Annotated in this window: 26 protein-coding genes; 18 read left to right on the top strand and 8 right to left on the bottom strand. The window is 65.6% G+C overall.

Features of this window, described 5'->3' with window-relative positions:
• Positions 1–176 precede the first annotated feature (176 nt).
• Entirely contained in the window at positions 177–1,373 is a 1,197-nt protein-coding gene (locus AC0MAZ_RS15120; protein WP_203646918.1) for an amino acid aminotransferase, read from the bottom strand.
• Positions 1,374–1,973: 600 nt separating this feature from the next.
• Here AC0MAZ_RS15120 and AC0MAZ_RS15115 point away from each other — a divergent pair.
• The gene (locus AC0MAZ_RS15115) at positions 1,974–2,219 is read left to right on the top strand and encodes a hypothetical protein (protein WP_050705939.1); all 246 of its coding nucleotides are present in this window, start codon (positions 1,974–1,976) and stop codon (positions 2,217–2,219) included.
• An 11-nt stretch (positions 2,220–2,230) separates the two neighbouring features.
• Positions 2,231–2,479 carry a hypothetical protein gene (locus tag AC0MAZ_RS15110; RefSeq protein ID WP_232855311.1) on the top strand — a complete coding sequence of 83 codons (249 nt, stop codon included), beginning with the start codon at positions 2,231–2,233 and terminating at the stop codon, positions 2,477–2,479.
• A gap of 36 nt (positions 2,480–2,515) precedes the next feature.
• Here AC0MAZ_RS15110 and AC0MAZ_RS15105 read toward each other — a convergent pair whose 3' ends face one another.
• A complete protein-coding gene (locus tag AC0MAZ_RS15105) occupies positions 2,516–3,541 on the bottom strand; it encodes an Ldh family oxidoreductase (protein WP_475858363.1) in 1,026 nt (341 codons plus the stop codon).
• A 143-nt stretch (positions 3,542–3,684) separates the two neighbouring features.
• Between AC0MAZ_RS15105 and AC0MAZ_RS15100 the strand changes: the two genes are divergently transcribed.
• The 6 genes from AC0MAZ_RS15100 (at position 3,685) to AC0MAZ_RS15075 (ending at position 8,934) form a co-directional block, all read left to right on the top strand.
• Positions 3,685–4,557 (top strand): MurR/RpiR family transcriptional regulator, encoded by an 873-nt coding sequence (locus AC0MAZ_RS15100; RefSeq protein WP_475858362.1) that lies wholly within the window; start codon positions 3,685–3,687, stop codon positions 4,555–4,557.
• A gap of 26 nt (positions 4,558–4,583) precedes the next feature.
• The gene (locus AC0MAZ_RS15095; protein ID WP_234561129.1) at positions 4,584–5,336 is read left to right on the top strand and encodes a transporter substrate-binding domain-containing protein; all 753 of its coding nucleotides are present in this window, start codon (positions 4,584–4,586) and stop codon (positions 5,334–5,336) included.
• Positions 5,337–5,440: 104 nt separating this feature from the next.
• Entirely contained in the window at positions 5,441–6,160 is a 720-nt protein-coding gene (locus AC0MAZ_RS15090) for an ABC transporter permease (protein WP_232855319.1), read from the top strand.
• Positions 6,157–6,867 (top strand): ABC transporter permease, encoded by a 711-nt coding sequence (locus AC0MAZ_RS15085; RefSeq protein WP_475858361.1) that lies wholly within the window; start codon positions 6,157–6,159, stop codon positions 6,865–6,867. The genes AC0MAZ_RS15090 and AC0MAZ_RS15085 overlap by 4 nt, the downstream gene beginning before the upstream one ends.
• A 16-nt stretch (positions 6,868–6,883) precedes the next feature.
• Positions 6,884–8,128, top strand: a complete 1,245-nt coding sequence (locus AC0MAZ_RS15080; protein ID WP_475858360.1) for an NAD(P)/FAD-dependent oxidoreductase — start codon at positions 6,884–6,886, stop codon at positions 8,126–8,128.
• Between the two features lie 23 nt (positions 8,129–8,151).
• Positions 8,152–8,934, top strand: a complete 783-nt coding sequence (locus AC0MAZ_RS15075) for an amino acid ABC transporter ATP-binding protein (RefSeq protein WP_096047910.1) — start codon at positions 8,152–8,154, stop codon at positions 8,932–8,934.
• A gap of 43 nt (positions 8,935–8,977) precedes the next feature.
• On the opposite strand, the gene AC0MAZ_RS15070 is transcribed toward AC0MAZ_RS15075, so the two are convergent.
• Positions 8,978–9,859 (bottom strand): LysR family transcriptional regulator, encoded by an 882-nt coding sequence (locus AC0MAZ_RS15070; protein WP_203646926.1) that lies wholly within the window; start codon positions 9,857–9,859, stop codon positions 8,978–8,980.
• A gap of 275 nt (positions 9,860–10,134) precedes the next feature.
• On the opposite strand from AC0MAZ_RS15070, the gene argC reads away from it, so the two are divergent.
• Together argC and AC0MAZ_RS15060 are read left to right on the top strand one after the other, a co-directional pair.
• Positions 10,135–11,064: an N-acetyl-gamma-glutamyl-phosphate reductase gene (argC, locus tag AC0MAZ_RS15065; RefSeq protein WP_203646928.1), complete on the top strand. Its 930-nt coding sequence runs from the start codon at positions 10,135–10,137 to the stop codon at positions 11,062–11,064.
• 59 nt (positions 11,065–11,123) lie between these two features.
• A complete protein-coding gene (locus tag AC0MAZ_RS15060) occupies positions 11,124–11,810 on the top strand; it encodes a GNAT family N-acetyltransferase (protein WP_475858358.1) in 687 nt (228 codons plus the stop codon).
• 12 nt (positions 11,811–11,822) lie between these two features.
• On the opposite strand, the gene AC0MAZ_RS15055 is transcribed toward AC0MAZ_RS15060, so the two are convergent.
• From AC0MAZ_RS15055 to AC0MAZ_RS15045, 3 genes are all read right to left on the bottom strand, one after another.
• Positions 11,823–12,302, bottom strand: a complete 480-nt coding sequence (locus tag AC0MAZ_RS15055) for a VOC family protein (RefSeq protein WP_475858357.1) — start codon at positions 12,300–12,302, stop codon at positions 11,823–11,825.
• Between the two features lie 86 nt (positions 12,303–12,388).
• Positions 12,389–12,703, bottom strand: coding sequence for a DUF2388 domain-containing protein (locus AC0MAZ_RS15050; RefSeq protein WP_274235421.1), 315 nt, complete (start codon positions 12,701–12,703; stop codon positions 12,389–12,391).
• Complete coding sequence (locus AC0MAZ_RS15045) at positions 12,700–13,071, bottom strand: VOC family protein (protein WP_203646931.1); 372 nt, start codon at positions 13,069–13,071, stop codon at positions 12,700–12,702. Before AC0MAZ_RS15045 ends, AC0MAZ_RS15050 begins: the two co-directional genes overlap by 4 nt.
• Positions 13,072–13,226: 155 nt before the next feature.
• On the opposite strand from AC0MAZ_RS15045, the gene AC0MAZ_RS15040 reads away from it, so the two are divergent.
• The 3 genes from AC0MAZ_RS15040 (at position 13,227) to AC0MAZ_RS15030 (ending at position 15,286) form a co-directional block, all read left to right on the top strand.
• A complete protein-coding gene (locus AC0MAZ_RS15040) occupies positions 13,227–13,718 on the top strand; it encodes a GNAT family N-acetyltransferase (protein ID WP_475858355.1) in 492 nt (163 codons plus the stop codon).
• Between the two features lie 83 nt (positions 13,719–13,801).
• Positions 13,802–14,410 carry a hypothetical protein gene (locus tag AC0MAZ_RS15035; protein WP_475858354.1) on the top strand — a complete coding sequence of 203 codons (609 nt, stop codon included), beginning with the start codon at positions 13,802–13,804 and terminating at the stop codon, positions 14,408–14,410.
• Positions 14,411–14,470: 60 nt separating this feature from the next.
• The gene (locus AC0MAZ_RS15030) at positions 14,471–15,286 is read left to right on the top strand and encodes a protein phosphatase 2C domain-containing protein (protein ID WP_475858353.1); all 816 of its coding nucleotides are present in this window, start codon (positions 14,471–14,473) and stop codon (positions 15,284–15,286) included.
• A gap of 67 nt (positions 15,287–15,353) precedes the next feature.
• Here AC0MAZ_RS15030 and AC0MAZ_RS15025 read toward each other — a convergent pair whose 3' ends face one another.
• Complete coding sequence (locus tag AC0MAZ_RS15025; RefSeq protein WP_475858351.1) at positions 15,354–15,779, bottom strand: GNAT family N-acetyltransferase; 426 nt, start codon at positions 15,777–15,779, stop codon at positions 15,354–15,356.
• 185 nt (positions 15,780–15,964) lie between these two features.
• Between AC0MAZ_RS15025 and pbpG the strand changes: the two genes are divergently transcribed.
• Complete coding sequence (gene pbpG, locus AC0MAZ_RS15020) at positions 15,965–16,891, top strand: D-alanyl-D-alanine endopeptidase (protein WP_203646942.1); 927 nt, start codon at positions 15,965–15,967, stop codon at positions 16,889–16,891.
• Positions 16,892–16,953: 62 nt separating this feature from the next.
• On the opposite strand, the gene AC0MAZ_RS15015 is transcribed toward pbpG, so the two are convergent.
• Positions 16,954–17,379: a hypothetical protein gene (locus tag AC0MAZ_RS15015; RefSeq protein ID WP_232855340.1), complete on the bottom strand. Its 426-nt coding sequence runs from the start codon at positions 17,377–17,379 to the stop codon at positions 16,954–16,956.
• A gap of 182 nt (positions 17,380–17,561) precedes the next feature.
• Between AC0MAZ_RS15015 and pvdM the strand changes: the two genes are divergently transcribed.
• From pvdM to kdgD, 4 genes are all read left to right on the top strand, one after another.
• A complete protein-coding gene (gene pvdM, locus AC0MAZ_RS15010) occupies positions 17,562–18,932 on the top strand; it encodes a dipeptidase (RefSeq protein WP_203646944.1) in 1,371 nt (456 codons plus the stop codon).
• Entirely contained in the window at positions 18,925–20,205 is a 1,281-nt protein-coding gene (pvdN, locus tag AC0MAZ_RS15005) for a pyoverdine-tailoring periplasmic protein PvdN (protein ID WP_254465118.1), read from the top strand. Before pvdM ends, pvdN begins: the two co-directional genes overlap by 8 nt.
• A 431-nt stretch (positions 20,206–20,636) precedes the next feature.
• Positions 20,637–21,446, top strand: a complete 810-nt coding sequence (locus tag AC0MAZ_RS15000; protein WP_203646946.1) for a gamma-glutamyl-gamma-aminobutyrate hydrolase family protein — start codon at positions 20,637–20,639, stop codon at positions 21,444–21,446.
• 447 nt (positions 21,447–21,893) lie between these two features.
• Entirely contained in the window at positions 21,894–22,805 is a 912-nt protein-coding gene (kdgD, locus tag AC0MAZ_RS14995; RefSeq protein ID WP_234561039.1) for a 5-dehydro-4-deoxyglucarate dehydratase, read from the top strand.
• Positions 22,806–22,807: the final 2 nt, after the last annotated feature.

Below are 22,807 nucleotides of genomic sequence, written 5' to 3'. Positions count from 1 at the left end.
GCACTTGGGGAAGCCCCGCCCGAGGGACGGTTGCACTTGTCTTTACAAGCGGGTTGTGCTGGAGGGGCTGCTTCGCAGCCCTTTCGCGGCACAAGGCCGCTCCTACAGAGAAACGCAAACCTCCCTGTAGGAGCGGCCTTGTGCCGCGAAAGGGCCGCAGAGCGGCCCCAGGCCGGTTACCGCTGAACGGCGGCAAACGCCTCGGCTACCTGGCGCAGGTTGGCCGGACGCAGCCCGGACATGCACACCCGGCCACTGTCGATCAGGTACACGCCGAACTCGTCACGCAGGCGACGCACCTGCTCCACGCTGAAACCGGTGTAGCTGAACATGCCGCGCTGGCGCAGGAAGAACTGGAAGTCCTGGCCCGGCAGCAGCTCGCCGAGGAGGTCGACCAGGCCCTGGCGCATGTCGAGGATACGCTTGCGCATCACCTCCACTTCCGCCGCCCACTGGGCATTGAGCGCGGCATCGCCGAGCACGCCGGCTACCAGCTGGGCGCCGAACGCGGGCGGGCTGGAATAGTTGCGGCGCACGGTGGCCTTGAGCTGGCCGAGCACGCTGGAGGCGGTGGCGGCATCGTCGCAGACCACCGACAGGCCCCCTACCCGCTCGCCGTACAGCGAGAAGATCTTCGAGAATGAGTTGCTGACCAGGCACGGCACGCCGGCACGGGCCATCTCGCGAATGGCGTAGGCGTCTTCCACCAGGCCTTCACCGAAGCCCTGGTAGGCGATGTCGAGGAACGGAATCAGCTGGCGCGCCTTGACCACCTCGACCACCTGCTGCCACTGCTGCTGGTTCAGGTCGACGCCGGTGGGGTTGTGGCAGCACGGGTGCAGCAGGACGATGCTGTTGGCCGGCAGGGTCTGCAGGGTCGCCAGCATGCCGGCGAAATCGACGCCACGGCTGGCGGTGTCGAAGTACGGGTAGCTGTGCACCTTGAAACCCGCGCCTTCGAAGATCGCCCGGTGGTTGTCCCAGGTCGGGTTGCTCACCCACACCTCGGAGCCCGGGAAGTAGCGCTTGAGGAAGTCGGCGCCGACTTTCAGCGCGCCGGAACCACCGACGGTCTGCACGGTGGCCACGCGGCCATCGGCCACAGCCGGGTGATCTGCGCCGAACAGCAGCGCCTGGATCGCCTGGCGGTAGGCGGCCAGGCCTTCCATCGGCAGGTACAGCGAGGCTTCGTGGGGCTGACCGGCCAGGCGCTTCTCCACCTCGCCCACCGCCGCCAGCTGCGGCACCACGCCAGCTTCGTCGTAGTACAGGCCGATACTCAGGTTGACCTTGTCGGCGCGCGGGTCGGCCTTGAAGGTTTCCATCAGCGAGAGGATCGGGTCGCCGGCATAGGCATCGACATGTTTGAACACAGCGTGCAGCTCCTTGGAAATCAGGACAGTTCAGGGAAGGCTCCAGCGAGGATACCCGCAGTGGGGCGTCAGGAACATCACCGATGTGCAAGGAGTCGATGCAGGGGTGCACGAGGGAGCGTTACGACGCAAAGACATTTCCCACATCAATTACGGAAACGGATGAATAGGCACCCTCTGTGGCGGCCTGCCATTGTCGCTATTGATTTTCTGAGTACGACTGGAGAGTTGTAGCGCTCTTTAGACCGAGCGCCGCCCGCGCGGCGCATCGCGGCACAAGGCCGCTCCTACATCTGTTTCGGGCCAGTCAATCCTGTGCAATTGCCTGGTCCGCCTTGTTGGCTCGACGCGCTTTCAGCGTGGGCACTACTGCCACTCCACCTGTCTCAAGATATGCGCCAAGGCGGGCAACCATTGCCTGACAGGTTCGGCACGTTGCAACAAATGTAGGAGCGGCCTTGTGCCGCGATGCGCCGCGCGGGCGGCGCTCGGTCTCGAGAGCGGTGCAAGACCATCGCCAAACCCTTGGCCGCCATCACGCGATCAATTGCCTTCTCGCCAAAGGCCTTGAAGGGCGCGTCCAAAGACAAGGACCATACGATGCCTTACATCTACCTGGCTGTATGTACTGCACTGACAGGCTGGTTCCTCGACTGGATCTGCAAGCCGATTCTGGTGCGCAGGTGGCTCTACCTGGTTTTCCAGATCACAGGCATCACCGCTTGCACACAACTCGGTGCCCAGGAGGTTCTTTACTGGGATGGAGGGGCATGGGGCCTGTTCTTTTCACTCGCCGGATTTCCTCTGCTGTTCGAACGCTCGAGTTGGTATGAGCGAAACCGATAGAGGAGGCATTCATGAACATGCTTTACCTGCTGATCTATCTGCCGGTCGCAATCCTTCTGTTCGACTGGCTTTGCAGGTCAGTACTGCTTCGCAGAATCTTGTACATCGTCTTCATGGTAGCGGGCATCAGTACCTGTTCACAGCTGGGGCAACGCGAGTTCATGAAACTCGATGGTGGGCAATGGGCTCTATTCTTCGTCGTGCTCGGCACGACCCTGCTGTTTGATCGCTCGCACTTTTTTGATCGCGATCGGGATTGAGGACCTGCGCCCCATCCCGATCCAGATGGGGCCAGTTCAGCCCGCCAACCCCCGCAACTCCCCCCACTCCCGCTCACTCAACGCCACCCCTTCTCGCCCAGCCACTTCACGCTCGCGATAACGCCGCTCGCCCGGCATCCGCGTCAACCCGACTGCCTGCATCTGTTCCACCAGTTCACGGCTGCGCAGCGCGAAGCGCTCGCCCTCGGCCTTGCTCGGGTCGATCACGATGATCAACTGCCCGGTCCAGGGGGTCTTGGCTCCTGGGTGGCCCGACCAGTCGAACTCCCAGGAGAAATTGCCTCCCGTCAGCGCCGCCGCCAGCAGCTCGACCATCATCGACAGCGCCGAGCCCTTGTGCCCGCCGAACGGCAGCAAGGCGCCGCCCTCGAGAATCGCCTTGGGGTCGCTGGTCGGCTGGCCATCGGCATCCACGCCCATGCCCGGCGGCAACTGCTCGCCCGCCCGCGCGGCGATCTGCACATCGCCATGGGCCATGGCGCTGGTGGCCATGTCGAAGACGATCGGATCATGCCCGGCGCAAGGCGCGGCAAAAGCAATGGGGTTGGTGCCGAACAGCGGCTTGCGCGCACCGTGTGGCACCACGCAGGTCATGCTGTTGACCACGCTCAAGGCCACCAGGCCTTCGTCGGCGAACGGCTCGACATCCGGCCACAGCGCGGCGAAATGGTGCGAGTTGTGGATCGCCAGCACCGCGATGCCGGCCGCCCGGGCCTTCTCCACCAGCAGCGGCCGGGCCGCCGCCAGCGCCGGCTGGGCGAAACCACCCTTGGCATCGACCCGTACATAGCCGGATGCCAGGTCGGTCACCAACGGCTCGGCGCGGCCATCAACCCAGCCGCTGGCCAGGGTCGAGACATAACCGGGAATACGGAACACCCCATGGCTGTGGGCACCGTCGCGCTGGGCACTGGCGCAATTGTGGGCGAGCACGGCGGCCACCGCCGCGCTGCAGCCATGACGCTCGAAAATCGACTGCAGCAACGCCTGCAGCTCGGTAAAAGGCACGCGCACGACAGGGCCGGTGGAAGGTGAAGACATCTGGAGCTCCTTTCTTGGAATTGGATTCGCTACAGCGCAACTGCACAGACTTTCCCGCCAATGACAGCTATCTGTCAAATATTGACTTAATGACAGAAAACAGCCATTTTGGCCTCCACGCCAGAAATCAACCGGAACCGACCATGAGCCAATCGATCAAGCAACGCCTGGAAAGCAGCCTGCACACCGCTGCCGCCTCGGGCCGCCAGATCGCCAGCTACATGCTCGCCAACCTCCACGAACTGCCGTTCCAGACCTCGGCCAGCATCGCCGCCAAGCTGGGCGTCAGTGAATCCAGCGTCGGCCGCTTCTGCCGCTCGCTGGGCTACGCACACCTCAAGGCGCTCAAGCAGGACCTGCAGAGCGACCTGGGCGACGGCCCCTGGCTGGTGGGCGACCGCCTGCAGGAGTTCCGCCAGCAACCCGAGGACGACCAGCGCTCGGGCAGCCTGGAGCTGGAAATGGCCGCGCTGGTGCGCGTGCACGAATACAGCCGCGGCGAACCCTGGCAGCAGGTCGCCCGGCGCCTGGCGGAAAAACCGCGGGTGTTCGTCGCGGGCTTTCAGACCGAACGCGGCGTGGCCATGTGCATGAGCCACCTGCTGCAATACCTGCGCGACGGCGTGCAACTGGTCGACGGCAGCGCCGGGCACTTCGCCGAGGTGCTGCTGGGGCGCCCGCAGGACTGCGCGCTGGTGGTGTTCGAGGCGCGCCGCTATTCCCGCCATGCCCTGCAGCTGTGCCACAAAGCCCGCGAGCTGGGCATCCCGGTAACCCTGGTCACCGACACCTTCTGTGACTGGGCCGATGCCAACGCCGACGAGGTGTTCCGCATCCCCACCGAATTCAACCTGTTCTGGGAATCCACCGCGACCATGCTGTCGTGGGTGCACCTGATGGTCAACGAGGTCTGCAAGAAGCTCGGACCGGATGTTGAAAGACGCTTGGAAGCAACTGCCGCTCTACATAACGAGTTCGTCGGCTACACCTCGTGGCCGGCGGGCAAACAACAATAGCAAGAGTGCAACTACCGAGGTGCGAGATGAAAGGAACCATGGCTGTGGTGGGTGCGTGCGCCCTGCTGCTGGCGGCCGGCGCCAGTGCCGAGACCCTGCGTTTTGCCACTGAAGGCGCTTACCCGCCGTTCAACTACGTCGATGCCGACAACAAATTGCACGGCTTCGACATCGACATCACCCATGCCCTGTGCGAGCAGATGAAAGTCGAGTGCACCCTGGTGGCCCAGGACTGGGAAGGCATCATCCCCGCGCTGATGGCGCGCAAGTACGACGCCGTGGTGGCCTCGATGATCGACACCGAGGAGCGCCGCCGCAAGATCGCCTTCACCGACCGCTACTACCGCACCCCGCTGACCGTGGCGGTCGCCAAGGACAGCAAGATCAGCGACGCGCAGACCGACTTCAAGGGCTACACCGTCGGTGCCCAGTCCGCCTCGACCCAGGCGATCTACGCCGAGGACGTGTACGGCAAGGCCGGCGCGGACGTGAAGCTGTACCCGACCCTGGACGAGGCCAATGCCGACCTCGCCGCCGGTCGCCTGGACGGGGTGATCGCCGACAAGTTCCCGTTGCACGAATGGCTGAACAAGAATGGCAAGGACTGCTGCAAGATCCTCGGCGACGTCGACGGCACCAAGGCCGACGCGGCGATTGCCGTGCGCAAGGATGACGAGGCCCTGCGCGTGCGGCTGAACGAGGCCCTGGCGGCGATCGTGGCCAATGGCACGTACCAGAAGATCGCGAGCAAATACTTCGCCTTCGATATCTACCAGTAATCTCGTGGGAGCGGGCTTGCCCCGCGATGGCGTCCTGCGTCAACCAGGTGCTATCGCGGGGCAAGCCCGCTCCCACGGGGTCGTCTGTATCCCGGGGGTTACCCATGCTCGATCAACTCTCCCTGCTCTCCTTCGCCAGCGGCGGCTGGGGCCAGGCGCTCTTGGCCGGCGCTCTGGTGACCGTGTCGCTGGCCCTGGCCTGCCTGCCCATCGGCCTGCCGCTGGGCCTGCTGGTGGCGCTGGCCGCGCGCTCGCGCAAACGCCTGCCGCGGGCCTGGGCCACCACGTTCTCCACGGTGTTCCGCGGCCTGCCCGAATTGCTGACCCTGCTGATCATCTACTACGGCTGCCAGATCGCCGCGCAGAAGATCCTCGCCGCGCTGGGCTACCAGGGCGAGGTGCTGATCAACACCTTCCTCGCCGCGATGGCCGCCTTCAGCCTGGTGTTCGCCGCGTTTTCCAGCGAGATCTGGCTGATGGCCTTCAAGACCCTGCCCAAGGGCCAGCTGGAAGCCTGCGCGGCCTTGGGCCTTAGCAAGCGCACCGGATTCTTCAAGGTGGTGTTGCCGCAACTGACGCGCATCGCCCTGCCGGGCCTGTCGAACAACTGGCTGAGCCTGCTCAAGGACACCTCGCTGGTCTCGACCATCTCGCTGATCGACCTGATGCGCCAGACCAACCTAGCGGTCAGCGTGACCAAGGAGCCGATGCTGTTCTACGGCGTCGCCTGCCTGGTCTACCTGCTGTTCTCGGCGCTGTCGGGCAGGGTCTTCACCCTGCTGGAGCGGCGCAGCAACCGCCATTTGCAAGGAGCCCGCCCATGAGCCCGGAGCAACTGCTGGCCTACGTGCTCGATCCCGACCTGCTGGAGCGCTACGGCGCGCGCTTCGTCGATGGCCTGCTGGTCACCGCCAAGCTGGTGGCGATCTCCTTCACCCTCGGCGCGCTGCTGGGCATGCTCCTGGCCCTGGCGCGGATGTCGCAGCGCCTCGTGCTGCGACGCCTGGCTGCGGGCTACGTGTACTTCTTTCGCGGCTCGCCGCTGCTGGCGCAGTTGTTTTTGCTGTACTACGGGCTCGGTTCGCTCAAGGGTTTCTGGCAGGACCTGGGGCTGTGGTGGTTCTTCCGCGAGGCCTGGTACTGCGCCCTGCTCGCCTTCACCCTCAACACCGCCGCGTACCAGGCCGAGATCTTCCGCGCCAGCCTGATGGCCGTCGCGCCGGGCCAGTACGAGGCGGCCAAGGCCCTCAACCTCAAGCGCTCGACCACCTTCTTCAAGGTGGTGCTGCCACAGTCGCTGCTGGTGGCCATCGGCCCGTTGGGCAACGAGCTGATCATGATGATCAAGGCCAGCGCCATCGCCTCGCTGGTGACGATCTACGACCTGATGGGGGTGACCAAGCTGGCCTTCTCGCGCAGCTTCGACTTCCAGATCTACCTGTGGGCGGCGGTGCTCTACCTGCTGATCGTCGAGGTGGTCCGGCGCACCCTGAAACACCTGGAGGCCCGCCTGGGCCGCCACCTGAACTGATTGAAGGAATCCTTACATGCATTGCCAGACCATCGTCCTGGGTGCCGGCATCGTCGGCGTCAGCACCGCCCTGCACCTGCAGGCCCGCGGACGCCAGGTGACCCTCGTCGACCGCGACGAACCGGGCAGCGGCACCAGCCATGGCAACGCCGGGCTGATCGAGCGCTCCAGCGTGATCCCCTACGCCTTCCCGCGCCAATGGAGCGCCCTGCTGCGCTACGGCCTGAACCGCCAGCCCGACGTGCGCTACAGCCTGACCCACCTGCCCAAGGTCGCGCCCTGGCTGCTCAGCTACTGGCGCCAGTCCGCCCCCGGCCGCCTGGCCAAGGCCGCCGCCGACATGCTGCCGCTGGTGCAGCGCAGTGTCGAAGAACACGATGCACTGATCGAGGCCGCCGGCCTGCAAGGACTGGTACAGGCCAAGGGCTGGATCGAGGTGTACCGTGACAGTGCGCTGTTCGAACAGGCCAAGCGCGACCTGCGGGGCCTGGCCCGTTATGGTCTGCAGTACGAGATCCTCGAACGCGAACAACTGCAGGCCCGCGAACAGCAACTGGACGGTGGCGTGATCGGCGGCATCCACTGGCTCGACCCGAAGACAGTGAGCAACCCCGGCGGCCTGACCCGTGGCTACGCGGCGCTGTTCGTCCAGCGCGGCGGGCAGTTCCTCCATGGCGACGCGCGCAGCCTGCGCCAGGTCGAGGACGGCTGGCAGCTGGACACCCGTCGAGGGACGGTGACGGCCGACGAGGTGGTGGCCTGCCTCGGCCCGCAGTCGGCCGACCTCTACGAGCGGCTGGGCTACCGCTTTCCGCTGGGCATCAAGCGCGGCTACCACATGCACTACGCCACCCGCGACGGCGCCGAGCTGGGCCACTCGATCTGCGACACCCAGGGCGGCTATGTCCTGGCGCCGATGGCCCGTGGCGTGCGCCTGACCACCGGCATCGAATTCGCCGCAAGCGATGCCGCCGCCAACGAGATCCAGCTGCGCCGCTGCGAGGCCCTGGCGCGCCAGCTGTTCCCGGCCCTGGGCGAGCGCCTGGACGACAAGCCCTGGCTGGGCCGCCGCCCCTGCCTGCCGGACATGCGCCCGGTGATCGGCCCGGCGCCCCTGCACAAGCACCTGTGGTTCAACTTCGGCCATGCCCACCACGGCCTGACCCTGGGCCCGGTCAGCGGCCGCCTGCTGGCCGAATTGATGACCGGCGAGCACCCCTTCACCGACCCTGCGCCCTACAGCGCCGCACGTTTCGACTGAACCTTGAGCGGGAGAACAACAAGATGACCGCCCCCCTGAGCCTTGCCAGCCTGCACCCTGCCCCCGATCCGCGCCCGGAGCTGATTCGCATCGAGGGCCTGAACAAGCACTACGGCGCCTTCCATGTGCTGCACGATATCGACCTGTCGGTGCGCGAGGGCGAGCGCATCGTGCTCTGCGGCCCGTCGGGTTCGGGCAAGTCGACGCTGATCCGCTGCATCAACCGCCTGGAAATCGCCCAGCAGGGCAGCATCCGCGTGGCCGGCACCGACCTCGCCAGCAAAGGCCGCCAGGCCGACCAGGTGCGCAGCGAGATCGGCATGGTGTTCCAGCACTTCAACCTGTTCCCGCACATGAGCGTGCTCGACAACTGCCTGCTGGCGCCGATGAGCGTGCGCGGCCTGTCGCGCCGGGAGGCCGAGGAACGGGCGCGCTTCTACTTGAGCAAGGTCGGCATCGAGAGCCAGGCGCACAAGTACCCCAGCCAGCTGTCCGGTGGCCAGCAGCAGCGGGTGGCGATCGCCCGGGCGCTATGCATGAAACCGAGGATCATGCTGTTCGACGAGCCGACCTCGGCGCTCGACCCGGAGATGGTGGCCGAGGTGCTGGATGTGCTGGTGCAGTTGGCCGGCACCGGCATGACCATGCTGTGCGTCACCCACGAGATGGGCTTCGCCCGGCAGGTGGCCGAGCGGGTGCTTTTCCTCGAGGGCGGGAAGATTATCGAGGACAGCCCACCCGAGGTGTTCTTCGGCCAGCCGCGCACGGCGCGGGCACAGGCGTTTCTCAAGCAGATCCTGCACTAGCATTCTCCAGTGAATGGCAAGTGACAGCCTGTACTGCCATTTTTCATTGACGCAGCCGCCCCAACGCCTCCAGTACATGTTCCGTCGCCCGCTCCACCTGCCCCTCGCGACAGGCGATCCCCAGTTGGCGCCACATCCCCGGTCGCAACGGCCGCCGGGCGATGCGCGGCGGCGACTGCTGCACCTCCCCTTCCTGCGGCAGCAAGGTGGCGCCGTAGCCCGCCGCCACCAGGCTCTTGATCGCATCGTTGTAGTTCAGCTCGATCCGCGGCTCGGGGTACAGCCCCGCCGCGGCAAACCACTCCGAGGTCACCCGCGACAACTGCGTGGAGCTGTCGTTGAGGATCAGCGCCCGGGCCGCGAGCCAGGCCGGCGTGACCCGGGCAGGCGGCTGCCAGTCGGCGGGAACATAGGCCATGATCGGGTCACGCCGCCACGGTGTGATCCTCACCCCTTTGCCCGCCACCTGCGGCAGCGCCACCAGGCCGATGTCCAGGGTGCCCTCGCGCAGTCGCGCCAGGGAGGCCTGTGAAGTGAGCACCTGAACCTGCACGTCGACTCCCGGATGGTCCACCCGCAGTGTTTCCAGGGCCTGGGGCAACAGGTGGGCGATGGCGCCAGTCGAAGCGCCCAGGCGCACCCGCCCGGTCAGGCCCTGCACCTGGCGGCGCACTTCGTCCAGGGCCTGGTCGGCGTCGGCCAGCAGGCGCCGGGCGCGGGTCAGCAAGGTCTCGCCAATGGCCGTGGGGCGCACCTGGCCGCGGGTGCGGGTGAGCAAGGGCGCACCAATGCGTGCCTCCAGCTCGGCCACGTGCAGGCTGATGGTCGGAGGCGCCAGGTTGAGCTGACGGGCGGCGTCGGCAAAGGAGGCACGGTCGGCAATCACCACCAGGGTGCGCAGGCGGTCGAGGCTGATTTCTCGCATGGGGTCTCGGCACGGATGAAGTAATAGCGGCTGGCACATCTCAGGTAGGAGCGGCCTTGTGCCGCGAAAGGGCTGCACAGCAGCCCCGGCACTTTCGCGCCAAACGGGCAACCCTGGGGCTGCTTCGCAGCCCTTTCGCGGCACGAGGCCGCTCCTACAGGGGCATGCGATTTAGATTCAGGATTACTGAACATGGCAATCATGATATTCAAATTTTCTTTCGTCCAGCGAACGACGAGGATAACGCCATTCCTTCTCTTCACTGGAACACCGACATGCACCAGCCCCTCGTCTTCATCGACGGCGACCAAGGCACCACCGGCCTGCAGATCCATGCCCGCCTGCACGGCCGCCAGGACCTGCGCCTGCTCACCCTGCCCGAAGCCGAGCGCAAAGACCCGGCGCGGCGCAGCGAGGCGATCAACAGCGCCGATATCGCCGTGCTCTGCCTGCCCGACGACGCCGCCCGCGAGGCCGTGGCCACCCTGCACAACCCGGCGGTGCGGGTGATCGACGCAAGCTCCGCGCACCGCACCACGCCCGGCTGGATCTATGGCCTGCCGGAACTGAACGAACAACAGGCCGAACGCATTGCCCGGGCCACCCGGGTAAGCAACCCCGGCTGCTACCCCACCGGCGCGATCGCCCTGCTGCATCCGCTGGTCAAGGCAGGCTTGCTGCCGGCGGACTATCCGCTGAGCATCCATGCCATCTCCGGCTACTCCGGTGGCGGCCGGGCCGCCGTCGAGCGGCATGAGCAGCGCAGCGACGCCTACCTGCCGACACTCCAGCTATACGGACTGGAGCTCGCCCACAAGCATGTGCCAGAGATCCAGCAGCATGCGGGGCTGAGCGCGCGGCCGGTGTTCGTGCCGGGTTACGGCGACTACCGCCAGGGCATCGTGCTGAGCATCCCGCTGCAACTGCGCCTGCTGCCCGGGGTCAGCGCCGAGCAGCTGCAAGCCTGCCTGGAGCGGCATTACCAGGGTGCCCGCCATGTGCAGGTGATGCCTCTGCACCAGCACGGCCCAGCTCAGGCGCTGGACCCGCAGGCGCTGAACGACAGCAACGACTTGCGCCTGGCCGTGTATGCCAACCCCGAGCATGGCCAGGTATTGCTGACTGCGGTGTTCGACAACCTGGGCAAGGGCGCCTCGGGCGCCGCGGTGCAGAACCTCGACCTCATGCTGGCCGGGCTGCGCTAGAATGATCACCCGCCTCGTTCCGGGGCGGGTGTTTCAATCCTGCCGGAGCCCGACCCGCGATGTTCATCCTCCGCCGCCTTGATGGCGTGCCGCCCGAATCCTTCCAGAACCAGATCCGCCAGCTGGTGATCGACCATGTCGGCCAGCTCAGCAGCGTCGCCATCAGCCCGGACAATCCGCTCTACCCGTTGTACCAGTACGGAGTCGGCCTGGAGGTGCACCAGTACCTGATGGCACTGGACGGCACCCGTGGCCTGGCCGTCGAGCTGACCCTGGCCCTGGATGCCGAGGCGCCGGACCAGTTGCTCGGCTTCGCCCTGGTACTGCCGGCCCAGGACAACCCGCAGGCCTGCGCCCTGGCCTACCTTGCAGTGACGCCCAGCCACCGCCGTCAGGGCATCGCCCGTGGCCTGCTGGACGCAGTGCGTGAACGCTATGCCTGCGTCGAGCTGAGCACTTTCGCCCAGCAGGTGCCATGGTTCGAGAACATGGGCCTGCAGGTGGTCGCCTGTACCGGCCCACAGGTGTTGATGAGCAGTACCGGGCAGGCCAGCGGCGCACTGATCGGGCGGCTGGACATCGCGCCGATCTACCAGACCGTCGAAGTCCGGCAGATCCACGCCTACCTGCTCAAGCAACAGGGCGAGGAGGCAATGGTGGATGCCGAGCGCCTGCGCGACGAGCGGCTGGACGTCCTGACGGAACAGGCAAGGGCGTGCGTCAGGGAACGCAAGACCGTGCATTGAGGCGCCTCGCCGTCAGCCCTTGATGGCCTTCTCGATCGTGGCAATGTCGATCTTGCCCATCTGCAGCATCGCCTCGAACGCCCGCTTCGCCAGGGCGCGATCGGGGCTGGCCACCGCCTGGGTCAATACCCGCGGGCTGATCTGCCAGGACAGCCCCCACTTGTCCTTGCACCAGCCGCATACGCTCTCGCTGCCACCGTTACCGACGATGGCGTCCCAGTAGCGATCCGTTTCCTCCTGGCTGTCGGTCGCCACCTGGAACGAAAAGGCCTCGCTGTGGCTGAACGCCTTGCCCCCATTGAGACCGATGCACGGGATGCCCATCACGGTGAACTCAACCGTGATCACATCGCCCGCCTTGCCCGAGGGGTAGTCGGCGGGCGCCTTGTGCACGGCGGTCACCCGGCTGTCGGGGAAGGTGCTGGCGTAGAAGTTCGCCGCCACCTCGGCGTCGCTGTCGTACCACAGGCAAATGCTGTTCTTGGCGGTCATGATCGGACTCCTGGCGGGACTCGTTGCCCACGAGTCTAGCCGCCTGTCCTGGCATGCCAGGGCGGACCGATCAGCGGCTCAAGCCATCAGCCCTGGCAGGCGAACGCCTGGGCCAGCTCACGATCGCTCAGCGCGCTCACCGGATGCAGCTGGCGGTACTCGTCCAAGGCCTGCTCCAGCCGTGCGCCGCGCAGGCGCCCGTCGCTGGCGATGAACAGCAACGCATCGTCGCGGGCGGCCTGGTAGGTACGCGTCGGATGGCTGGTGGAGCCGCTTACCGCTGCGGTGGCGAGGCTCGAGCCGACGGTGAAGTGGTCGCTCGAGTTGCCCTTGCCGTCCATGGCCAAGGCCGGGCCGGCAAGCAGCAACATCGCCAGCAATGCTCGGCCGCGCAGGATCACGAGGCAACCCGTGCGGCTTGCGCGACGTCGGCGTGCCGCTGGCTGAAGGCCAGGTAATAGCCATTGCAATCACGCACGCCGAACTCCCGCGAACCATACTCCGTGTCGTGCAACGGCCAGGCGATATCCGCCAGCTCGCGAACTTGTGCGTAATAGCCGTCGACATCCTCGACCACCAGATAGAAGGTCCCGGCACACCCCGGCGGCAGCCGCCACAGGTCGTCCTCGGTGAACAGCAGGCGGCAGTCGTGCAACTGGACGGTAAGGGTCGATTGCGCGGTGTCGGCGACGGTAAATTGCAGCACATCGCGGTAATGACGGCGGGTGGCGTCAAGGTCGGTGCAGCGCAAAAGCGGGGCAACAGGCATGCGGAACCTCCTCGTCGGTAAACGGTTTGCGGCGGATCATCGCCGCAAACCCGGGGAGCGGCAAGGGGCTGTATGCCGCGTTTGCCGGCCATCTGTATCTAACCGCTGGCGCCGTACACGCCTAGGATCGAGGTCTTCGACCCAAGGCAACTGCCATGAACGACCTGCCGCCCGCCATCGACTTTCCCGGCCTGACCCTGCGCCGTCTGTTGCCGGGCGACCATGCCATGGTCTGCGCCCATCGCGAGGCCATGTTTCTGGAAGCCGGTGGCGACCCGCATCGCCTGAAGACCATGACCGAGCACTTTGGGCCCTGGCTATGGACGCGCCTGGCGGACGGTCGCTATTACGGTTTCGTATTGTTGGGCGACATGCAACCAGTGGCCGCGATCGGCCTGATGACGATCGAGTGGCCGCCGCATCCGGCCCACCCCCATCAGGAACAGCGCGGCTACGTGCTGAATGTCTATGTCGAGCCATCCCATCGGCGTCAGGGCCTGGCCTCGAAACTGATGCGCCTCGCCGAATCGGAGTTCGCCGAGCGCGGCCTGGACTTCGCCGTGCTTCATGCCACCGACGTGGGCAGGCCGGTTTACGCCGGGTTGGGTTGGGCGGCAACCACGGAAATGGCCAAGGCCCTCGGCTGAACGCTCAAGTCGGCCAGGCAAGAGCCGATACCCCTCGTGCATCCGATCGGATGCACGATTGTGCAGTTACTCAAGGAAGATTCATGTTATGCCACAACCTGCCAGCCCTGCTGGCACTGTCGCTGATGCTGTCACTCACCGGCTGCAACGGCCTGCCAAGCTCGAACGCCACCGACTCAGCGCCGCTCGGTCCGATTCAACCGGATAGCGAAGCCCGCACGGCCTGGATCACGCAGATCCTGGCCCAGGACCCACTGGCCAGCCAGGACCGACAGCCACCACCGCGCGAGAGCAACGCGCAGATCGTCGACGCATTGCGCCAGAAGCGCGACCTGAAGTTGCCGGATGCCTACTGGGCGCAATGGCAACGCAATCTCGATACCTTCGATGCCGAAGCCTCCCGTCACAAGGAAGCACAGCGCGCCCGTTACATCGCCACCTTCAGCGACCAGCTCAAGCGCGTCGACGACACCACCCTGCAACGCCTGGCCAGTGCGCCCGACACCCTGGACGCGGCTACCCGCGATGCCTGGAAGCAACGCCTGATCGAGCGCTACAGCCGCTATATCATCGACAGCGAAGTAGGCCGCGACATCCTCGACGCCCACCTGCGACGCATGGCGCTGATGGACCGGCAATTCGGCGTCTGCGACCTGGACAGCCATTGCTGGGACCGCACGCCCAGACCGTGAAATTTGACTCGCGACGGCGCAGGGCTCAAGGTCGGTGATCCCACCGACCTGGAGCCCGACATGCATTTCGACCTGATCCAGAGCTTGTGCCTGGCTGGCAAGCCCGATGTGCCCAATGACGACCGTATCGGCAACGCCGACTGCCACGCCTGGGTCATCGACGGCGCTACCGACCTCGGCGCCCCCGGCCTGCTCGGCGAGCGCGGCGGCGCGGCGTGGCTCTCGGCCACGACCCAGCGCGCCTTCGCCACGGCCTCGGGGCCACTGCGGCAGGTCTGCGAGACGGTCTTCGATTCGATTGCCCAGGCCTACCGGCAGGACCGCCGACGCGAGCCCCTGGCCACCTGGGAACTGCCGCGCGCGGCCTTTGCCGCGGTGGCCATCGAAGGTGAAGAACTGGTCTGCGCGCACCTGGCCGACTGCGTGGTGCTGCATCGCAGCGCGCAAGGCATCCGCTTCCTCACCCCCGAGCCCGATCGCGAGGCCGAGCAAGCCGAAGCCGCCGCACTCGGCCCCGGCACCGGCGCCCACGGCGTGCGCACCCCAGCGGTGCTGGCCGACCGCCGCAGCGCTCGCGAGCGGCCCCGGGCCGTGCTCGGCGTAGATGCCGAGCTGTCCCGTGAGGGCACCTTCTACAGCCGAGCGCCAGTCGCCGTGGGTGACGATGTGCTGCTGATGAGCGATGGCTTCGCGGCGCTGTTCGATACCTACCGGGCCTATGACCCGGCAGGTTTCATCGAGCGCCTGCAAAGCCACGGCCTGGATGATCTTGCACGGACACTGCGCGGCATCGAGCACGACGATGCCGCATGCCTGCGCTACCCGCGGTTCAAGATGAGCGACGACGCCTCGGCGATCTGGTTGCGGGTGGGTTGACCCTTGTAGGAGCGGCCTTGTGCCGCGAAAGGGCTGCAAAGCAGCCCCGGCTGTGAGGAGCGAGATGCTACGCCAACCGTTTATGCAGGAAATAGCGGGTATGCCCAGGCGGAAAGTCGGCAAGCTCGCCGAACACCTCGAACCCCAGCTTGCGGTAGAAGTCCGGCGCCTGGAAGCTGAAGGTATCCAGCCAGATTCCGCAACACCCCTTCTCCCTCGCCAGCGCCTCGGCCTGGGCCATCAGCTCGCGTCCGCTGCCCTGCCCGCGCATGCGCTCGGGCACCACCAGCAGCTCGACGAACAACCAGCCCCCTCCGAGCCTGGCGTAGAGCCCGCCAACGACCTCATCATCGTCGGGATCGCGCAGCGTCCAGGCGACGGTGGCCGCGCCGGGCGAACCGATCACGCTGTCGTTGAAGGCGCGCAGGGGTTTGAGAATCGCATCGTGGTGCAGGCTGGTGGCCTGGTCGGTGAAATCGATCGTGAGCGTCATGGCAGGTCGTCCGGTTGACCACGTAGGAAGGCGGCGCAAAGCGCGCCGGATTAAATTTACTTCACGTTGCGCCCTTTAGATATAAGGCATTCGACAGCGGTTCGACCATACTCCAAAATGCAAAGGTTTTTTGGGGGGAAACCCTTGCACAGCCAACGACATACCAACATTTAGTGAGCCTCAACGTGAAAACTTCCCTGTCCATCCTCAGCCTGCTGCTGTTGCTCACAGGTACCGCGACCCTACCGTCGACCGCTGCTGCACAACCCCCGGCCCAGGTCCAGCGTGACCCAAGCAAGCTGCACCTGGCCTCTGGCAGCGCCCTGTTGATCGACCTCAACACCAACAAGGAGCTGTATGCCAGCCACGCCGATCGCGTGCGCCCCATCGCCTCGGTCACCAAGCTGATGACCGCGATGGTCGTGCTCGACGCCAAGCTGCCCATGGACGAAATGCTCGGCATGACCATCGCCAACAACCCGGAGATGAAGGGCGTGTACTCGCGGGTACGCCTGGGCAGTGAGCTGAACCGGCGCGAGACGTTGCTGATCACCCTGATGTCGTCGGAAAACCGCGCGGCCAACACCCTGGCCAACCACTACCCCGGTGGCTATGGCGCCTTCATCAAGGCGATGAACGCCAAGGCCCGCAGCCTGGGCATGAGCCGCACCCGCTACGTCGAGCCGACCGGCCTGTCGACCCTGAACGTGTCCACCGCCCACGACCTCGCCAAGTTGCTGATGGCCTCGCGCAAGTATCCGCTGCTCAGCGAGCTGTCGACCACCCGCGAGAAGACCGTGGCGTTCCGCAAGCCCAACTACACCCTGGGCTTTCGCAACACCGACCACCTGGTGAACAAGAGCAACTGGGACATCGCCCTGACCAAGACCGGCTTCACCAACGAAGCGGGGCATTGCCTGGTGCTGCTGACGAAGATGGACAACCGTCCGGTGGCCATGGTGATTCTCGACGCCTACGGCAAGTACACCCACTTCGCCGATGCCAGCCGCATGCGCCAGTGGCTGGAGACCGGCAGCGCCAAGCCGGCGCCGGCGGTGGCCATGCAGTACAAGAGCGAGCGCCAGAGCCGCGCGCGCCTGGCGCAGGACTGACACACCGCTGAAACGACGACGCCCCGCATGATGCGGGGCGTCTTGCTTTACCGGTATGGGTCTCAGGCCTGGGTGGCGATCATGCCACCGGCGCTGCTGCCGCCAGTCTTGGTCAACGCTTCGAGCAACTGTTGCGTGGCGGCCAGGATCTGCCCGCTCAGGGTGGCGATGCTCGCCTGTTTGGCGGTGATCATGGCCAGCTTGGAGGTTTCGTCCATCTCTTGCTCGGCAATCATCGCCAGTTGCTTCTGCTCTTCGGCAAGCTGCTTCTGCAATTGCTTGATCATGTCGCGCAGCTGGGTAATGTGCCCCGGCTCGCCGCTGCCCTCACCACCCTCGGCCTGCTTGGCCTCCTCGGCCTTGCCCGGGGTGGTTTCACCCGACAGGTCCACCGCGACGCTCGTCAACGGCTTTTCTTTCTTTTCTGCGGGCTGGGCGTTGGCCACACTGGTGATCACGCCCATCGTCGCACTGTTGATACCTACCATTCCCTAATCCTCCGTGGTGGGTCCTTTCAATACCAGCGCTATCGGCCGCGCCACGGCAGACTTGATGGCTTTACGCCGATAAATTTACCCCCTCGTCATTCGTCCACCACATACCCGAGCCATGCCCTGGCGCCCCTGGCGACCCGACAGGCCGACCCGATCAGCCCCGCAACGAGATGGCAATGACCAAGACCCGTTCCCGCAAAGCCTTGTACATCGGCCTGCCCCTGGCCCTGGTGGCCGCCCTGGGTGGCGCCGCCGGCTATTACTTCTGGAAGCAGGACAGCGGCTATCCCCGCGCCATCGTGCAGCAGGCCAATGAACTGCACGAACACATGCTCTCCTTCGACAGCCATGTCACCGTGCCGCTGGGCTACGGCAGCGACGGCTACGAGGCTGACAAGGACGGCCGTGGTCAGTTCGACCTGGCCAAGGCGGCCAAGGGCCGGTTGTCGGGCGCGGCGCTGACCGTCTTCGGCTGGCCCGAGCTGTGGAACGGCCCGAACGCACCGCACCGTCCGACCCCGGGCTTCGTCGACGAGGCCCGAAACCAGCAGGAAGTGCGCTACAAGATCATCAGCGGGATCGTGCGTGACTTCCCCAACCAGGTCGGCATCGCCTACACCCCCGAGGACTTCCGCCGCCTGAACGGCGAAGGCAAGTTCGCCATCTTCATCAGCATGCTCAACGCCTACCCGCTGGGCAACGACCTGTCGCAGCTCGACCTGTGGAGCAAGCGCGGCATGCGCATGTTCGGCTTCAGCTACACCGGCAACAACGCCTGGGCCGACTCCTCGCGCCCGCTGCCGTTCTTCAACGACACCCCCGACGCCTTCGGCGGCCTGTCGCCACTGGGCGAGCAGGCGGTCAAGCGGCTCAACGACCTGGGCGTGATCATCGACGTCTCACAGATGTCCACCCTGGCCCTGGAAGACGTGGCCCGCCTGAGTCGCGCCCCGTTCGTCGCCTCGCACTCGGCGCCGCGGGCGCTGGTGGACATCCCGCGCAACCTCTCCGACAAGGAGATGCAACTGATCAAGGACAGCGGCGGCGTGCTCCAGGTCGTGGCCTTCACCACCTACCTCAAGCCGCTGAGCAAGCCGACCCTGGAAAAACTCGAGGCCCTGCGCGCGCGCTTCGACCTGCAACCGCTGCAAGGCCTGACCAACGCGCTGATGCCAGGCGACCCGATCATCGCCATCTGGCCCGAGGCGCGCTTCGGCGAATACGCCAGCAGCCTTTACGCCATCGTCGACGAAGAGCCCCGTGCCGGCCTCAAGGAATACGTCGATGCCATCGACTACGCCGTGAAGAAGATGGGTATCGACCATGTCGGCATCAGCTCCGACTTCAACGATGGCGGCGGCGTCACCGGCTTCATGAACGTCGGCGAGATCCGTAACGTCACCGCCGAGCTGCTGACCCGCGGCTATTCCGAAACCGATATCGCCAAACTCTGGGCGGGCAACTTCCTGCGTGTGTGGGGGCAAGTGCAGAAAGCCGCCAACCCGGTGGCCCTGCTCGACAACAACCGGGAAGCTCGCCATGACTGACCGGCGCGCCTTCCTCAAGCAGGCCGCCGCCCTGGCCGCCAGCCTGCCCTTGCTGCCCGGTGCCCTGGCCGCCGAGCCGGCAGCCCCGACACTGCAAGGCCCGGACAAATGGCGCCAACTGCGCCAACTGTTCCCCCTGGCCCCCGATGTCGCGCACTTCGCCAATTTCCTGATTACCGCCCACCCGCGCCCGGTGCAGGAAGCGATCGACCGCCACCGCGCCACCCTCGACCGCAACCCGGCCCTGTGCATGGACTGGGAAAGCCAGTACGAATGGCAACGCGAGGACGAGGTCCGCGAATGGGCGGGCCGCTACCTGGATGTGCGTCCGCGCCAGGTTGCCCTGACCGGCAGCACCACCGAGGGCCTGGGCATGATCTACGGCGGCCTGCATGTGGCGCCGCACCAGGAAATCCTCACCACCGAACACGAGCACTACTCGACCCACAATTGCCTGGCATTCCGCCAGCGCCAGCACGGCACCCAGGTGCGCAAGCTGCGCCTGTTCGACAAACCCGGCGAGGTCTCCACTGATCGGGTCCTGAGCCTGATCGACCGCAGCATCCGCCCCGAGACCCGGGTGCTGGGCATGACCTGGGTGCACTCGGGCAGCGGCGTCAAGCTGCCGGTGGGCGCCATCGGCGAACTGGTACGCCAGCACAACCGCAACCGCGACGAGGCCGAGCGCATTCTCTACGTGGTCGATGGCGTACACGGCTTCGGCGTGGAAAACGTGCGCTTCGCCGACTTCAACTGCGACTGGTTCATCGCCGGCACCCACAAATGGATGTTCGGCCCCCGGGGCACGGGGATCATCTGCGCGGCGTCGGAGCAGATGCAGCACCTGACACCGACCTTCGCCACCTTCTCGCGCAACGAGGACTTCGGCACCATCATGACCCCGGGCGGTTACCACGCCTTCGAGCACCGCTGGGCGCTGGGCGAGGCCTTCAAGCTGCACCTTGCCCTGGGCAAGGCCGACGTCCAGGCGCGTATCCATCAGCTCAACGACTACCTCAAGGCACGCCTGGCCGAGCACCGCGCCATCGAGCTGGTGACCCCGGTCAGCCGTGAGTTCTCCGCCGGCTTCACCTTCCTGCGCATCAAGGACCGCGATCCCGATGCCGTGGCGGCCTACCTGAACGCCAACAAGGTCATGGTCGATGCCGTGGACCGCGACGTCGGGCCGGTGATCCGCTTTGCGCCCAGCCTGCTCAACGACGAGCAACAGATCGATCGGGCCATGGCGCTACTGCGCAAGCAGATCGGTTGAAACGCCTCCTGCTGTAATGGGGCCGCTCTGCGGCCCTTTCGCCGACAAGTCCAACTTCCCTTGCAGGCATGCCTGCAGACAGACACGGCCCGGACTGTGCCGTACGCCTGCTTGTCGGCGAAAAACCAACGTGCACGAGCGATCATTGCACCGGCGCAATGAGCCAACTGCATCGTTAAATATTATTGACCTAAACCCCCGCCAAACCCTTGCCAGCCAAGGCCTTGAACATCTCAATCCCCCGGAAACCGGCGCCTGGGCGCCCCGCCACTCGTTTGACATATCGAACGGCTCTGGCAAGCTAGGAGTCAGGCCCCGACCGACATCGCCTGCAAGGCGAGCCGGCAGTGCTCGGGGCTCCAGGCAGCACTGAAGGCCCCGGCCGTGCGCCTGCACAACAACGACAGGCATGACCTGTCTCAAGGTGACATATGTCCAACAGCAACATTGGCAACAAGCAACCCTCCCTGCGCAAACCCGTCGTCCTGATGACCATGGGCAGCCAAGAGCGCAAAGGCCATGACTATCAGGTCATGACCCACAAATACATCACCCCGCTGGTCGATTTCGCCGGTTGCGTCCCGGTCCTGGTGCCCACCTGCTGTGGCGTCGAAGACCTCGAGACCTACCTGGACATGGCCGACGGCGTCTACCTGACCGGTGCCGGCAGCAACATCGACCCGAGCCTCTACGGCCAGGAAAACCAGACCCCCGGCAAGGGCCAGGACAAGGACCGCGACCTGTTCGACATGCCGCTGGTCAAGGCCGCGATCAAGCGCGGCCTGCCGATCTTCGGCATCTGCCGCGGCATGCAGGAAATCAACGTGGCTTTGGGCGGTGACATCTACCAGAAGGTCTACGCCGAGCCCGGCTTCAACGACCACCGGGAAAACCCGGAAGATCCGGTCGAGGTCCAGTACGCCGCGGTGCACAGCGTGAAGATCAAGCCAGGCAGCTGGCTGCGCGATACCCTGGGCACCGACGAGATCCGCGTCAATTCGCTGCACGGCCAGGGCCTGCGCAACCTGGGTGCCGGCATCGAGCCGATCGCCCATGCCGAAGACGGCCTGGTCGAGGCGATCCACGCCCCGAGCCTGTCGCCCTTCCTGTTCGCGGTGCAGTGGCACCCGGAGTGGCAGGCGGCGAAGAACCCCGACTCGATCAAGATGTTCCAGGCCTTCGGCGACGCCTGCCGCGCCCAGGTCCGCAAGTCCCAGGTCAAGCACCACCAGGCTGCCTGATCCACTGAAGCTTCGTTAGCTTTGATCGCGGGGCGGTGCAATACCGCCCCCGTTTCCCCGGTCACCCTCTGCTGGTCCCAGAACACTTCCCGTGGAAGCGGGCGGCGGGCTTGTGCCTGTCTCCGCGATCTTTTTTCTTCCGCAAAAGTCATACGACAACATCACTCTACCGAATAAATAGGGCTTACGCTTTCCCCTGTAGGAGCGGCCTTGTGTCGCGAAAGGGGCGCGCAGCGGCCCCAGGGTCTTAGCGTAGACGCATCAATCGCCGGGGCCGCTTTGCGGCCCTTTCGCGACACAAGGCCGCTCCTACAGGGATTGCGTTGTCATGGCTGAAACGAATTCAAAATTCTGTGCAGGGGGGGACTAGTCATCGCACAAGTTGTACGATAACTTACCTCTCACCTTGGTTCCCCCTCCTCCAAGCGCCACAGGATGCCTACAACAATGACCCCACAAGAACTGCAATCCATCCTCTCCCACGGCCTGCTGTCGTTCCCCGTCACCGACTTCGACGCCCACGGCGACTTCAACCCGGCCGGCTACGTAAAGCGCCTGGAATGGCTCGCCCCCTACGGCGCCAGCGCGCTGTTCGCCGCCGGCGGCACCGGCGAGTTCTTCTCCCTGGCCGCCAGCGAGTACAGCCAGGTGATCAAGACCGCCGTCGACACCTGCGCCACGTCGGTGCCGATCCTCGCCGGCGTCGGCGGCTCGACCCGCCAGGCCATCGAATACGCCAAAGAGGCCGAGCGCCTCGGCGCCAAAGGCCTGCTGCTGCTGCCCCACTACCTCACCGAAGCCAGCCAGGACGGCGTCGCCGCCCATGTCGAGGCGGTGTGCAAGGCGGTGAATATCGGCGTGGTGGTATACAACCGCAACGTCTGCCGGCTGAACGCCGACCTGCTGGAACGCCTGGCCGAGCGCTGCCCGAACCTGATCGGCTACAAGGACGGCCTGGGCGACATCGAGCTGATGGTGTCGATTCGTCGCCGCCTGGGTGATCGCTTCAGCTACCTGGGTGGCCTGCCTACCGCCGAGGTGTATGCTGCGGCGTACAAGGCCCTGGGCGTACCGGTGTACTCCTCGGCGGTGTTCAACTTCGTGCCGAAGACGGCGATGGACTTCTACCACGCCATCGCCCGCGACGATCACGCCACCGTGGCCAAGCTGATCGACGACTTCTTCCTGCCGTACCTGGACATCCGCAACCGCAAGGCCGGCTATGCCGTGAGCATCGTCAAGGCCGGGGCGAAGATCGCCGGCTACGACGCCGGGCCCGTGCGCACGCCGCTGACCGACCTGACCGCGCAGGAGTACGAGATGCTCGCCGCGCTGATGGACAAGATGGGCCCGCAATAAGC

The organism is Pseudomonas sp. A, assembly GCF_056270345.1.
The sequence above is the reverse complement of the archived record's forward strand: the minus strand, read 5'-3'. Positions and strand labels throughout refer to the sequence as shown.